We start from the raw sequence: 15,023 nt of genomic DNA on the forward strand, positions 1-15,023 counted from the left end.
CGCTTCATACGCAGATGCTTAAATTAGGTAATTCTTTGCATCAATTGCTAAACCCAGGATCTTGCTTTGGGGTAAAAGAGAAATCCGGCATTTTAACTTATCCCTTATCAGGCCGGAAATTTACATTTTTGAACACAGTGAAGGGGTATGGCTGTGGATGGCCGGGGCTCGGGATCCTTGTTTCGGCGCATTTCCGGACGCAAAACCGTGACAGCACTTTTCTCGGAACAATGCTCTTTCAGTCCTGTTCGCTCCGGACTTTGGCCGTTTCCGCAAGCGGCACGAGATCCACCGCCTGCACGGTGCTGTGGCTGCCATAGCTGCGCAACACGCCGATCACCGGCGCGACATCGGAATAATCCCGCCCGTAGCCCACCACGACATGATCGGTTCCGGCGGAAATATTGTTCGTGGGGTCGAATTCCAGCCATCCCATCGATTTGCCGCACCAGACCCGCACCCAGGCGTGCATGGCGTCTGCTCCGGCCAGCCTTTCCTTGCCGGGCGGGGGAATGGTACGCAAAAAGCCGCTGACATAGCCCGCCGGAATGCCCAGGCTGCGCAGCGCAAGGATCATGACATGCGAAAAATCCTGACAGACGCCCCGCTTCAGTTTGAACGCTTCCTTGACGGTCGTATCCACTGAGGTCGCCTTGGCATCATAGGCAAATTCCTTGTGAATGCGTGTGCAGAGCGTTTCGGCAATCTGGCGAACCGTCATTCCCGGTTTCACATGGGCGCGGGCATAGGCGGCAATATCGGGATTTTCGTGCAATCTGGGACTGGCGCCGATGAAATGGTGCGGAGAGTTGGGATCCAGCTGCCAGACATCGCAAAGCTCTGTCGCAAGGCTTGGCAAAAGGGGGGAAAGGTCTGCCGTCAGTGGCGGTGCCTCCACCTGAATGCGCGCCTGCATTCGAATGTCGAGATGGTCATGCGGCGAGCGATAGGAGAAGGTGATGGCCGGATGCTGGAAAAAATCGGTGAAATTGGCCCTCTCCACGGGTGTCGGCTCGATGGAAACGGAACCGGCGACCAGCCGCTGGCGGCCGGGAAGGGAAAGCGGCATGACGCGCAGGATATGCCGCCCGCCTGCTGCCGGAACGTCATAGCTATAGCCCATATGCAGGGAAAGATCGTAGAGCATGAACATCGTCTCTTATGCCGGGCGGGGAGAATGCGCTGGCGCTCGCCTCATCCCAGATAGGTATTGGCCATAAGGTCGGAAAGCCGTTCCAGCTCCCGCTCCAGCTTGTCGTAGAAATTGCGGTCCAGCGCTTCCGGCGTCATGACGGCCAGCGAGGCCTGCACGCGCACGGTTTCCCGCAGGAAAGGCGACATCTGCCCGTTGGTGCGTGCATTGGGCAATTCCTCCACCTCGGTCTTGATTTCGTTGAGCTGGTAAAGGATCGAACGGGGATTGAGCGGATCGAGCGCCAGAAGGTCCGTCACTGTCAGCTGCGCGGTATTGACATTGTAGCGGCGGCGATGGGTCATGACGTTGTCGCCGATCTCCAGCAGCATATCCAGCGCGCCATCGGGGGCCTTTTCGTCGGTCATGTGGCCGATAAGGCGCGTCATGTGCAGGCCGCGTTCCAACATGCGGCCAAGGGTCAAAAAGCGCCAGCCGGTGAAGCGATACATGTTTTCATGCACCAGACCGGCAAAGCCTGCCAGCTTGCGCAGCAGGATGGTCATGGCATGGGTGGCGTCGTCGCCTGGCTTCACCCGCTCGTGCAGGCGCTTTGCGCTTTTGGCAAGATCGTTGAGCGCCAGCCAGCCATCGGGAGAAAAGCGGTCGCGGATATTGCTGGCGGAATAGACGGCGCTGTTGATATTGGCGATCAGGCTTTCCGGCACGCCTTTTTCCGTCTTGATGTCCAGCGCTTCGAGATATTGGCTGACATAGGCGAGGAGCGGCTGGCCGGGATCGGCCGTTTCGGCAAAGCGGGCATTCCAGGCGCGCAGGATGCGCAATGCGCCTTCCGCCCGCTCGATATAGCGGCCAAGCCAGTAGAGATTGTCTGCGGCGCGGCTCGGCAGGCTGCCGGGCATGTTGCGGGTGAATTCTTCCTCCGCGGGCAACAGCGTGATGCGCTCCACCGGCTTGTCGGAAACGATCCACACATCGGCGGCCGAACCGCCCGCCTGCATGGCAATGGCCGCCACGTCATCGCCGCTGCCGATGCGGCCGAAGCCGCCGGGCATGATCTGCCAGCCATCGCGGGTGCGGGCGGCAAAGACGCGAAGGCTCATGGGGCGCGGTTGCATCCGTCCATCCACCATGGCAGGCGTGGTGGAAAGCGTCACGGCTTCCTGGCCCACCAGCTTGCCGCCTTCGGTTTCCAGCCAGCGGGCGATGGAGCGCTGCGCCGGTTCGCGAAGGCTGGCCCCTAGCACGGACTGGCGATTGTCGTCGAAGAAGGTCTGGCGGGAATAGGCCGGGCCAATCACCATTTTTTCGATGTGGCGGGCCACATGTTCGCGCTCGGCCTTTTGCCCGCACCACCAGGTGGCGATCGAAGGCAAAAGCAGTTCCTCGCCCAGAAGATGGCGGCAGAGCGAAGGCAGGAAGGCCAGGAAGGCGCGGGTTTCCAGAATGCCCGATCCCAGCGCGTTGACGAAGCTGACCGAGCCGTTGCGCAGCGCCTGCACCACGCCGGGCGTGCCGATATGGCTCATCTGGTTCAGCTCCAGCGGATCGGCGAAGGAGGCATCCAGCCGCCGCCACAGGACGCTGACCGGCTTCAATCCGGCCACGGTGCGCACCATGACCTGCCCGTTTACCACCGTCAGATCCTCGCCCTCCAAAAGCATGATGCCGAGATAGCGGGCGATATAGGCATGTTCGAAATAGGTTTCGTTGGCGGGGCCGGGGCTTAGAACGGCAATCCGGTCTTCGGTGCTGTGCTTGTGCGCCTGAAGCGCATCGCGGAAGGCCCCGAAAAAGGAAGCCAGCCGATGCACATGGGTTTCGGCATAGATGTCGGAAAAGGCGCGCGCCGTCGCCACCCGGTTTTCCAGCGCAAAGCCTGCGCCGGAGGGGGCCTGCGTGCGGTCGGCCAGCACCCACCAGTTTCCATCCGGTCCCCGGCCGATCTCGAAGGCGCAGAAATGCAGATAATGGCCGTCCGCCGGCTTCACGCCGACCAGTGGCCTTAAAAACTCGCTGTTGGAGGCAACGAGCTGCGGCGGCAGGAAGCCCTGTTGCACCAGCCGGTTTTCGCTATAGATGTCGGCAACCACCTGTTCCAGCAGCTCGGCACGCTGGACGAGCCCCTTTGCAAGGCCCTGCCATTCGCTTTCCGAAATCAGCACCGGAATATGGGAAAAGGGCCAGGCGCGATCCCCACCGCCCGCATCCGTGCCATAGGCCCGGTAGAAAACGCCCGCATCGCGCAGATAGCGGTCGGCGCGGGCAAAGCGTTCGTGCAGCTCTTCCGGGTTCATGCGATTGATGGTGGAGACGAAGTTCTGCCAGACGGGCCGCACATTGCCGTCGGCGTCCAGCATTTCGTCTGCCACGCCCGGCAGCGCACGATAGCCCTCGACGAAGGGTTTCATCGCCTCCGTCTTCGGTTCCATCAGATCTGCCACCGGGCTTTTCGTCATGTTCTACAGTCCTTGCGGCCTTCTCAGGTCCAGCGTATGCGGAAACTCCGGCGAGACCCTTTCCGGCCAGAGCGCATAAGAGCCGGCTGTATGGCCCCATGGTTCGAAGCGTGCAAGGCGTCTTGCCTCCGCTTCATTGCCGTTCACAGGGAAAGTATCGTAGTTTCGACCGCCCGGATGGGCGACGTGATAGATACAACCCCCTATCGCCCGCCCGGACCAGAGATCATAGACGTCGAAGGTTAGCGGTGTGTTTACGGGCAAAGTCGGGTGCAGGCCCGATGCCGGTTGCCACGCCTTGTAGCGCACCCCGCCAACCGCCACGCCATTGACGCCGGTCTGCGACAAAGGCACCCGCCGCCCGTTGCAGGCCACGGCATAGCGGTCGGGATTGCCGGTTTCGAGTTTGACCTGCAAACGCTCGACGGACGAATCCACATAGCGCACCGTGCCGCCGATCGCGCCCTGTTCGCCCATCACATGCCAGGGCTCCAGCGCCTGGCGCAGTTCCAGCCGCGCGCCTTCATAGTCCACCTCGCCGAAGAAGGGGAAACGGAATTCGAGCTGTGCTGCGAACCATTCCGGCTTGAAATCGAAGCCATGATCCTTGAGATCGGCCAGCACCTCCAGAAAATCCTGCCAGACATAATGCGGCAGCATGAAGCGATCGTGCAGCGCCGTTCCCCAACGGGCGAAATTGCCGGTGATCGGGTTTTTCCAGAAACGGGCGATCAGCGCGCGGATCAAAAGCTGCTGCGCCAGCGACATGCGGGCATTGGGCGGCATTTCGAAGCCACGGAATTCCACAAGCCCAAGCCGCCCCGTGGGTCCATCCGGCGAAAACAGCTTGTCGATGCAGATTTCCGAGCGATGCGTATTGCCCGTCACATCCACCAGCAGATTGCGGAACAGCCGGTCCACCAGCCAGGGCAGGGGCGGCAGCGCACCCTGACCGGGCAGCGGGATTTGCGCCATGGCGATTTCCAGCTCGTAGAGGCTGTCATGGCGGGCTTCGTCGATGCGTGGCGCCTGGCTGGTCGGGCCGATGAACAGGCCGGAAAACAGATAGGAGAGCGAGGGATGGCGCTGCCAGTGCAGCACAAGGCTTTTCAAAAGGTCCGGGCGGCGCAGGAAGGGGCTGTCATTGGGGTTTGCGCCGCCGACCACGACGTGATTGCCGCCGCCGGTGCCGGTATGGCGCCCGTCGATCATGAACTTGTCGGCGCCTAGCCGCGATTGCCGCGCCTCCTCATAGATTGCGGTGGTGATGTCCACGCAGTCCTGCCAGTTGTGGGCCGGATGGATATTCACCTCGATGACGCCCGGATCGGGCGCGACGCGGATGACATTCAGCCGCTCGTCCTGCGGCGGCGCATAGCCTTCAATGTGGATGGGCAGCGAAAGCGCGGCGGCCGCCCGTTCGGCGGAGGCCAGAAGATCGAGATAATCTTCGAGCGTCACCGTCGGCGGCATGAAGACGCAAAGCCGGCCGTCGCGCATTTCCACGGAAATGGCGGTGCGCACATGCCCGCCGATCTCCTCGTAGGACTGCTGCATCCGGCTCTGCTGGCCCAGATCCGCCTGGAAGGAGTGTTCCGGCATGACCCGGCCCTTCTCCGTGGAGAAATCCGGCAGCGGCGGGCGCTCCACCGACGGGTCGGCGGGGTTGATATAGGGATACCACGAGGGCGCGATATAGGGCAGCGAATTCAATGGCAGGCGATAGCCCACGGGGCTGTCGCCGGGCACCAGATAGATGCGCCCGCGCCGGGTCCGCCACACCTCGCTTACCCAAGTGCGGCCGGAGACACGCCCCTGCCAGGCCTGCACCGGCAGGACATAGCCGGACGGGGTGGTCAGTCCGTTGGAAAACACCTTGGCAATGCGGTTGCGCTCTTCCGGATCCTTGAGTTTCGAATTGGCCGGATCGACATTTTCCGGCAGGTTGGATTCCTTGACGATCCATTCCGCCGGGTCTTCATAGGCTGGCGTCACATAGGTGGTTTCCAGATCCAGTTCCACGGCAATGGCCTGCAACAGTCTGGCCGCATCCTCGTGGGTCACATGGTAGTTCCTGTCCTCCATGGCCACGAGATCGGGATTTTGCCAGACAGGCAGGCCGTCGCGGCGCCAATAGAGCGAAAAGGTCCAGCGCGGCAGGCTTTCGCCGGGATACCACTTGCCCTGGCCGTAATGCAGGAAGCCGCCGGGGGCAAAGCGTTCTCGCAGGCGGCGGATCAGGAGATCGGCCTTGGCGCGTTTGGTCGGGCCGACGGCGGCGGTGTTCCACTCCTGCGACTGGAAATCGTCGATGGACACGAAGGTCGGCTCGCCGCCCATGGTCAGGCGCACGTCACCGGCCTGCAATTCTGCGTCCACCTTCTGGCCCAGCGCATTCAGCGCCTCCCAGCTTTCATCGGAAAAAGGCTTGGTGATGCGCGGATGCTCGGCCACGCGCTTCACCTGCATGTCGAAGGCAAACTCCGTCTTCGCCTCGCCATAGTAGCCACCGGAAATCGGCGCGGCATTCCTGTAATGCGGGGTGGCGGCCAGCGGAATGTGGCTTTCGCCGGTCAGAAGGCCGGAGGTGGGGTCGAGCCCGATCCAGCCCGCGCCTGGAATATAGCATTCGCACCAGGCATGGAGGTCGGTGAAATCCACCTCCGTGCCGGAAGGGCCGTCCAGCGCCTTGAGATCCGGCGTCAACTGGATGAGATAGCCGGAGACGAAGCGGGCGGCAAAACCCAGACGCCGCAGGATATTGACCAAAAGCCAGCTCGTATCGCGGCAGGAGCCCTTGCCCGCCGTCAGGGTTTCATCCGGCGTCTGCACGCCGGGTTCCATGCGGATGACATAGGAAATGTCCTGTTGCAGCCTGGCATTGATGCCGACGATCATGTCCACCGTGCCCTGGCCCGGTGTCTGGTCGATGGTTTTCATATAGGCATCGAGCAGCGGGCAGCCCGGCTCCGGCTTGCGGTAGATGGCCAGATCCTCGGCGATTTCGGCGCCGTAGCTGAAGGGCCACTTCACCGCCTCTTCCTCGGTGAAGAAGTCGAAGGGGTTGTAGACCGTCATGTCGGCGACGAGATCGACCTCGATCTTCAGTTCGCTCACCGGCTCTGGAAAAACGAAACGGGCGAGGTAATTGCCATAGGGGTCTTGCTGGAGATTGACGAAATGGTTGGCGGGCGAAACCTTCAGCGCGTGGCTGATGACCTTGGTGCGCGAATGCGGCGCCGGCTTCAGGCGGATGATCTGTGGCCCGAGCCGCACCGGCTTGTCGTAGATATAGTGGGTGAGATGATGGATGCTTGCCTTGATCGCCATGGAACCCCTCGTCCGTCATTGCGGACCGTCTTTGTTATCGGGGCTGATCTTGTGCAATGCGGCAGAAGAAAGCAAGGCGGGGTCGATGAATATCAGCCCCGCCGTCGCGACCTTATCAGGTCCGCCCGAACTCATCGACAAGGCGCACGATGTCGTCTTCGCCGAGATAGGAGCCGGTCTGGATTTCGATCATTTCCAGCAGGATCTTGCCCGGATTGCTGAGGCGATGCACGGCGCCTTGCGGAATATAGACGGACTGGTTTTCGTGCAGGATCGTCACCTTGTCGTCTATCGTCACTTCCGCCGTTCCCTTCACGCAGATCCAGTGCTCGGAGCGGTGGAAATGTTTTTGCAGCGAAAGCTTCTTGCCCGGATGCACGAAAAGCCGCTTCACCTGAAAGCGATCGCCGTTGAGGATGGAGGTGTAGCCGCCCCAGGGCCGGAGCGAGGTGGGGTGGGTCTCGGTAAGGCTGGCGGTGGCCTTGTCGGCGGCCAGCGTCTTGACGAGCGTGCCGACGGCCTGGGCATTGTCCAGCCGCCCGACGAAGACGGCATCTTCCGAGGCGATGACTGCAACCCCGTCCATGCCCTGTACGGCAAGATGGCTGTGACGGGAAACGACCAGCGAATTGCGCGTGTCATGCACGGTGGCATTGCCCTTGACGACATTGCCCTCGCCATCGCTTTCGCCGATCTTCCACACCGCGTCCCAGCTTCCCAGATCCGACCAGATGATCGGCGCGGGAACGACGGCGGCGTTGGGCGTCTTTTCCATCACCGCATAATCGATGGAAATCGACGGCGCTTCGCCAAAGGCCGCCGCATCGAGACGGATGAAGTCGAAATCACGGCTTGCGCCAGCCACGGCAGCGCTGGCTGCTGCCATGACATCGGGGGCATGGCGCTCGAGTTCGGCCATGATCGTTCCGGCTGAAAACAGGAACATGCCGGAATTCCAGTCGTAATTGCCGGAGGCCAGCAACTGCGCGGCGCGTTCGGCATCGGGCTTTTCCACGAAACGGCTGACGGAGTAAACGCCGTTGCCGAGCTCAGCGCCCCGTTCGATATAGCCGTAGCCGGTTGCCGGTTCGGTGGGGGTGATGCCGAATGTCACAAGCTTGCCGGCCCGTGCCGCCTCGGCTGCCCGAACAATGCAGTCACGATAGGTGTCGTTGACGGTGATGGCGTGGTCGGATGGCAGAAGCAGCATCCGTGCCTCAGGCCCGAAGCGGCCGGCCACCACGCAGGCGGCAACCGCCACGGCTGCCGCCGTGTTGCGCGCCTCAGGCTCCAGCACGATACCGGAAAGCGCAATACCTTGTTCGCGCGCCTGCTCCGCCACGAGAAAACGGAACTCCTCGTTGGTGACGACGAGCGCCGCTTCGTAAAGGGTCTCGTCCGACACGCGCGACAGGGTGGACTGGAACAGCGTTTCCTCGCCCACCACCTTGAGGAACTGCTTGGCAGCGGTTGCGCGCGACAGGGGCCAGAGCCGGGTTCCCTTGCCGCCTGCCATGATGACGGGAACGATCTTGTCGGTCATGAGGGGACCCTTTCTGCCTGAAACGCATGATAACGGGGGCTTTCGAGGATTGAAAAGCCCGCCTGCCTTGGAATTGCAGGGTTTGTTGCATGTTTTCAATGCCAATCCAAGTGTTGCGCTGGCGCAATCCGGCGCCGGTGCCCCTCAGATGACGTGGTCGGGCTCCAGACGGCAGGTCATCGCGCCGCTCTCTATCTGCACCGTGGCATGGCCGATGCCGAAGCGGTCCTCGAGGTCGTGTTGCAGGGCGGCCAGAAATTCGTCCTGCGGGCCATTTGTCTGCGGCATGACGAGATGCACCGTCAGGGCAGCCTCGGCGGTGCTGAGGGGCCAGATATGCAGATCGTGAATGGCGCTGACCCCTTCGAGCCCGGAAAGATAGGCGCGCACCGCGCCTGCATCCACGCTGGCTGGCACGGCGTTGAGCGACAGGCTCAACGACCCTTTGAGCAGGTTCCAGGTGCCGATGAAGATGACGATGACGATGACGATCGACACCAGGGGATCGACGATGCTCCAGCCGGTGAGGCTGATGACGAAGCCCGCCACCACGACCCCGGCGGAGACGGCCGCATCGGCGAGCATGTGCAGATAGGCGCCGCGAATGTTGAGATCGTCGCGGCTGCCGGAGGCGAACAGCCATGCCGTTACGCCGTTGACGACGATGCCGATAGCCGCCACCGTCATCACCACGCCGCTGGCCACGGGCTGGGGTTCCATCATTCTTTGCACCGCCTCCCAGCCGATGGCGCCGAGCGCCACCAGAAGCAGCATGGCATTGATGAGGGCGGCAAGAATGGAGGAGCCGCCAAGCCCGTAGGTATAGCGGGCCGTGGGCAGAGTTTTGCCCAGCGCCACGGCCACGAAGGCCACCACCAGACCCAGCACATCGGAAAGATTATGCCCCGCATCGGCCAGAAGCGCGGTCGAGCCGGCATAGAGGCCATAGCCGCCTTCCACCAGCACGAAGCCGGTATTGAGCGCGATGCCGATCAGGAAGGCGCGGCCGAAATGGGCGGGCGCATGGACGTGCCCGTGCCCATGCCCGTGCCCATGCGAGTGCCCATGCGAGTGCCCATGACCATGGGAATGCCCATGACTGTGGCCATGATGATGGTGGCCGTCGTGACAATCATGGTGATGGTGGCCCTGGTGTTGATGGCCTGTGGCGGTCATGTCGGTTTCCTCGCTTGGCCTCCTCTGGCGCGAGCGCGAAAGGGGCGTGATTTTCGTTTGCGGCGACGCTACATTCTACAGTGACTGGAGGATCAAGACCCCATGCGCAATTTTTCCATTGGTGAACTTTCCCGGCAAAGCGGCATCAAGATCACCACGATCCGCTATTACGAGGAAATCGGCCTGCTTCCGCCCGCCATTCGCCGGGAAAACGGCAGGCGCGCCTATGACGAAAACGACGCGACACGCCTGACTTTCATCCGCCATGCCCGTGAACTGGGCTTCGACGTGGCCGATATTCGCGAGATGATCGCCATGGCCGCCGAGCCGGAGCGGCCCTGCGGGCGGCTGGATGCCATTGCCCGCAAGCATCTGGCAGCGGTGGAGGCGCGGATCGAAAGACTGTTGACCCTAAAGGCCGAGTTGCAGGCCATGCTTCATGCCGCCCCGCACGGACGGGTTGGCGATTGCGGCATTCTCCATGCTCTTTCCGACACCAGCCACGACCATGGGCGGCTGCTCGACGGCTGATCGTCCCACAGGGGAGCAATTCTTGCGCAAAGGCCACGAAAATCCTCGTTGCAACTGTCCTGCAACGATGCATAGATTGCATGACAAGGCCGATTGCCGGAATGACTCGGGCCTGGCCCTGCTGACCTTTCAACCTCGAAGGCATTGTCGTGACCCAGACCATCAGCAAGACCGATCTTCCGCTTCCAAGCCCGCGCAGCTCCGATCCGCAAGCCCTTGCCGCCGAAATCATCGAACGTCTCACCTACAGCATCGGCAAGGATGCCAAAGTCGCCCAGCCGCACGACTGGCTGACCGCGACCATCTATGTGGTGCGCGACCGCATCATCGACAAATGGATGGAAAGCACCCGCGCCACCTATGCGGCCAATGCAAAGCGGGTCTATTATCTCTCGCTGGAATTCCTGATTGGCCGGTTGATGCGCGATGCCATGTCCAATCTCGGCTTGATGGAAGAAATCCGCGAGGCGCTGACCTCGCTTGGCGTCGATCTTTCGGTCATTGCCGGGCTTGAGCCGGATGCCGCCCTTGGCAATGGCGGCCTTGGCCGTCTGGCCGCCTGCTTCATGGAAAGCATGGCCACGGTCAACATTCCCGCCTATGGCTATGGCATCCGCTATGTCCATGGCCTGTTCCGTCAGCAGATGGCGGAGGGCTGGCAGGTGGAACTGCCGGAAACCTGGCTTGCCCATGGCAACCCCTGGGAGTTCGAGCGGCGCGAAAGCGCCTACGAGATCGGCTTCGGCGGCGGCGTGGAAACCGTAAGCGGCAGTGCCGATGAGTTGCGCCATGTGTGGAAACCCAGCGAGCGCGTGATCGCGGCGGCCTATGATACGCCGATCGTCGGCTGGCGGGGCGAGCGCATCAATACGCTGCGGCTGTGGTCTGCCCAGCCCATCGACCCCATCCTGCTCGATGCCTTCAATGCGGGCGACCATATCGGGGCGCTGCGCGAGAGCAACAAGGCCGAATCGCTGACCCGCGTTCTCTATCCGGCGGATGCCACGCCCGCCGGTCAGGAATTGCGGCTGCGGCAGGAATATTTCTTCTGTTCGGCCTCGCTTCAGGACATTTTGCGCCGCCACCTGCAACAGGGCAACACGCTGGCGGACCTGCCCAACAAGGTGGCCATCCAGCTCAACGATACCCATCCGGCGGTATCGGTGGCCGAACTCATGCGGCTTCTCACCGATATTCACGGGCTGGATTTCGATGCGGCCTGGGAGATTGCCAAGGACACTTTCGCTTATACCAACCACACCCTCCTGCCGGAGGCGCTGGAAAGCTGGCCGGTGCCGCTGTTCGAGCGGCTTTTGCCACGCCATATGCAGATCGTCTACGCCATCAACGCCAAGTGCCTGGTGGAGGCGCGCAAGCAGAAAAACTTCTCCGACCGGGAAATCGCCGCCATTTCGCTGATCGACGAAAGCGGCGACCGGCGGGTGCGCATGGGCAATCTGGCCTTCATGGGCTCGCATTCCATCAACGGCGTTTCGGCCCTGCATACCGAGCTGATGAAGGAAACGGTCTTTGCCGATCTGCACAAGCTCTATCCCGACCGGATCAACAACAAGACCAACGGTATCACGCCGCGCCGCTGGCTGATGCAGTGCAATCCGCGCCTCACCTCGCTGCTGCGCGAGGCGATCGGCACGGACTTCATGGACGATGCGGAAAAGCTGAAGGCGCTGGACGGTTTTGCCGCCGATGCGGCCTTTCAGGAGAAGTTTGCCGCCGTCAAGCGCGCCAACAAGGAAGCCCTCTCCAATCTCGTGGCAAGCCGCATGGGCATCCGCCTCGATCCCTCGGCAATGTTCGACATCCAGATCAAGCGCATCCATGAATACAAGCGCCAGCTGCTCAACATCATCGAGACGGTGGCGCTTTACGACCAGATCCGCTCCCACCCGGAGCGGGACTGGGTGCCGCGCGTCAAGCTTTTCGCCGGCAAGGCCGCGCCCAGCTATCACAATGCCAAGCTGATCATCAAACTCATCAACGACGTGGCCCGCGTCATCAACCACGATCCTTCGGTGCGCGGTCTTCTGAAAGTGGTGTTCGTACCGAACTACAATGTCTCGCTGGCCGAGATGATGGTGCCCGCCGCCGACCTGTCCGAGCAAATTTCCACCGCTGGCATGGAAGCCTCTGGAACCGGCAACATGAAATTTGCGTTGAACGGTGCATTGACCATTGGCACGCTCGACGGCGCCAATGTTGAAATGCGCGATCATGTCGGCGAGGAGAACATTATCATCTTTGGAATGACGGCCGAAGAGGTCGGCAAGGTTCGCGCGGAAGGGCATAGCCCCCGCGCCATCATCGAAAACTCGCGGGAATTGTCGCAGGCCCTGTCTGCCATCGCCTCCGGGGTGTTTTCGCCGGATGACCGCAACCGTTTCTCCGGCCTTATCGACGGGCTCTATAATCACGACTGGTTCATGGTGGCGGCCGATTTCGACGCCTATGCCAAGGCACAACGCGATACGGACCAATTGTGGACCGACCAGAGCCAGTGGAATTCCAAGGCCATTCTCAACACGGCCCGCATGGGCTGGTTCTCCTCCGACCGGACGATCAGACAATATACGGCTGACATCTGGAGAGCCTGATGAAAAAAGATGCCATGCAGGCGGGCAACGGTGCTGCAACCGTTGGCGCGCCTGTCCCTCCGGCGGAGGAAATCGCGGCCCTGTTGGCTGGCGTCCATGCCGATCCGTTTTCGGTGCTGGGCGTGCATGAAGTGCCGGGCGGCTTTGTCGCCCGCGCTTTCATTCCGGGCGCCGATCACGTGACCGCGCTGACGCTGGATGGGGCGCTGGCCGGGGAATTATCCCTGATCGATCCCGAAGGACTGTTTGCCGGGTCCGTGGCAATCAAGACCTATCAGCCGCTTCGCTACCGCGCCGAACGGGGCGATGTGGAATGGTCCGTGACCGATCCCTACAGTTTCTGGCCGGTTCTGGGGCCGATGGACGATTATTTCGTTCGCGAGGGTTCGCATCTGCGGCTGTTCGACAAGCTCGGCGCGCATCCCATGAAGCATCAGGGCGTCGATGGTTTTCATTTCGCCGTCTGGGCGCCCAATGCCGCGCGTGTCTCGGTGGTGGGCGATTTCAACGATTGGGACGGACGCCGCCATGTCATGCGGCTGCGTGCGGATTCGGGCATCTGGGAGATTTTTGCGCCGGACGTGGCGGCGGGCTCGGCCTATAAATACGAGATCATCGGCAAGAATGGCGAACGGCTGCCGCTGAAAGCCGACCCTTTTGCAAGGCGCAGCGAATTCCGCCCGCAAACGGCGTCCGTGACGGCGGCGGAGCTTTCGCCGGTCTGGGAAGACGATGCGCATCGTACCCATTGGGGAACCATCGACAAGCGCCGCCAGCCCATGTCGATCTATGAGGTTCACGCCGGTTCCTGGCAGAAGCGGGCCGATGGCACCTTCCTCAGCTGGGACGAGCTGGCCGACAGGCTTATTCCCTATGTCGTGGACATGGGCTTCACGCATATCGAATTCCTGCCCGTGACCGAGCATCCCTATGACCCCTCCTGGGGCTATCAGACCACCGGGCTTTATGCGCCAAGCGCCCGCTTTGGCGAACCGGAGGGCTTTGCCCGTTTCGTCAATGGCTGTCACAAGGTGGGGGTGGGCGTCATTCTGGACTGGGTGCCTGCCCATTTTCCCACCGACGCCCACGGGCTTGGCTGGTTCGACGGTACGGCCCTTTACGAGCATGAGGACCCGCGCAAGGGCTTCCATCCCGACTGGAATACGGCGATCTACAATTTCGGCCGGGTGGAGGTTCTCTCCTATCTCGTCAACAACGCGCTTTACTGGGCGGAGAAATTCCATCTCGACGGGCTTCGCGTCGATGCCGTCGCTTCCATGCTCTACCTCGATTATTCGAGAAAAGACGGGGAGTGGATCCCGAACGAATATGGCGGACGCGAAAATCTGGAATCGGTACGCTTTTTGCAGCGAATGAACCAGGAGGTCTATGCCGCGCATCCGGAAATCATGACCATTGCCGAGGAATCCACCTCCTGGCCCAAGGTATCGCAGCCCGTGCATGAAGGCGGGCTCGGTTTCGGCTTCAAGTGGAACATGGGTTTCATGCACGATACGCTGAGCTATTTTGCGCGTGATCCCGTGCATCGCAAATATCACCATCAGGAAATCACTTTCGGGCTGGTCTATGCCTTCAGCGAAAATTTCGTGTTGCCGATTTCGCATGACGAAGTGGTGCATGGCAAAGGCTCTATGATTGCCAAGATGCCGGGCGACGACTGGCAGAAATTCGCCAATCTGAGGGCTTATTACGCCTTCATGTGGGGGTATCCCGGCAAGAAACTGCTGTTCATGGGGCAGGAATTTGCCCAGTGGAGCGAGTGGAGCGAGGCGCGCCCGCTGGACTGGACGCTTTTGCAATACCGGATGCATGAGGGCATGAGGCGGCTGGTGCGCGACCTCAACTTCACCTATCGCAGCAAGGCCGCCCTTCATGCGCGCGACTGCGAGGGCGAAGGCTTCGAGTGGCTGGTTTCGGAAGACATGGAGCAATCCGTCTTCGCCTGGCTGCGCAAGGCGCCGGGGGAAAAGCCGGTGGCGGTCATTGCCAATCTTACGCCGCTCTATCACGATCACTACGAGGTGCCGCTGCCGGTGGCCGGGCGCTGGCGGGAGATCCTCAATACCGATGCCGAGATCTATGGTGGCAGCGGCAAGGGGAACGGGGGCCGCGTGGAGGCGCAAAGGCAGGAGGGCGGTTGGGCCAGGGCTGGTCTTTCGCTGCCGCCGCTGGCGGTCATCATGCTGGAATTGGAATAA

At 61.6% G+C, this 15,023-nt stretch carries 8 protein-coding genes; 3 read left to right on the plus strand and 5 right to left on the minus strand.

Annotated elements, in window-relative coordinates; translation table 11 throughout:
* Positions 1-238 precede the first annotated feature (238 nt).
* The 5 genes from T424_RS0116965 to T424_RS0116985 all read right to left on the minus strand — a co-directional run bounded on the left by T424_RS0116965 (position 239) and on the right by T424_RS0116985 (position 9,661).
* Complete coding sequence (locus T424_RS0116965; RefSeq protein ID WP_027488788.1) at positions 239-1,147, minus strand: transglutaminase family protein; 909 nt, start codon at positions 1,145-1,147, stop codon at positions 239-241.
* A 47-nt stretch (positions 1,148-1,194) separates the two neighbouring features.
* On the minus strand, positions 1,195-3,585 hold the full coding sequence (locus T424_RS0116970) for a circularly permuted type 2 ATP-grasp protein (RefSeq protein WP_245269616.1): 2,391 nt from the start codon (positions 3,583-3,585) through the stop codon (positions 1,195-1,197).
* A gap of 30 nt (positions 3,586-3,615) precedes the next feature.
* Complete coding sequence (locus tag T424_RS0116975) at positions 3,616-6,942, minus strand: transglutaminase family protein (RefSeq protein WP_027488790.1); 3,327 nt, start codon at positions 6,940-6,942, stop codon at positions 3,616-3,618.
* 115 nt (positions 6,943-7,057) lie between these two features.
* Positions 7,058-8,485, minus strand: a complete 1,428-nt coding sequence (locus T424_RS0116980; RefSeq protein WP_027488791.1) for a mannose-1-phosphate guanylyltransferase/mannose-6-phosphate isomerase — start codon at positions 8,483-8,485, stop codon at positions 7,058-7,060.
* 144 nt (positions 8,486-8,629) lie between these two features.
* On the minus strand, positions 8,630-9,661 hold the full coding sequence (locus T424_RS0116985; protein WP_027488792.1) for a cation diffusion facilitator family transporter: 1,032 nt from the start codon (positions 9,659-9,661) through the stop codon (positions 8,630-8,632).
* Between the two features lie 102 nt (positions 9,662-9,763).
* Here T424_RS0116985 and T424_RS0116990 point away from each other — a divergent pair, with 102 nt between their 5' ends.
* From T424_RS0116990 to glgB, 3 genes are all read left to right on the plus strand, one after another.
* Positions 9,764-10,192 (plus strand): MerR family transcriptional regulator, encoded by a 429-nt coding sequence (locus T424_RS0116990; protein ID WP_027488793.1) that lies wholly within the window; start codon positions 9,764-9,766, stop codon positions 10,190-10,192.
* 149 nt (positions 10,193-10,341) lie between these two features.
* Positions 10,342-12,804 carry a glycogen/starch/alpha-glucan phosphorylase gene (locus T424_RS0116995; RefSeq protein ID WP_027488794.1) on the plus strand — a complete coding sequence of 821 codons (2,463 nt, stop codon included), beginning with the start codon at positions 10,342-10,344 and terminating at the stop codon, positions 12,802-12,804.
* Positions 12,805-12,818: 14 nt separating this feature from the next.
* On the plus strand, positions 12,819-15,023 hold the full coding sequence (gene glgB / locus T424_RS0117000; protein ID WP_051559151.1) for a 1,4-alpha-glucan branching protein GlgB: 2,205 nt from the start codon (positions 12,819-12,821) through the stop codon (positions 15,021-15,023).

Origin of the sequence: Allorhizobium undicola ORS 992 = ATCC 700741, assembly GCF_000621665.1 — a bacterium.
GTDB lineage: Bacteria > Pseudomonadota > Alphaproteobacteria > Rhizobiales > Rhizobiaceae > Allorhizobium > Allorhizobium undicola.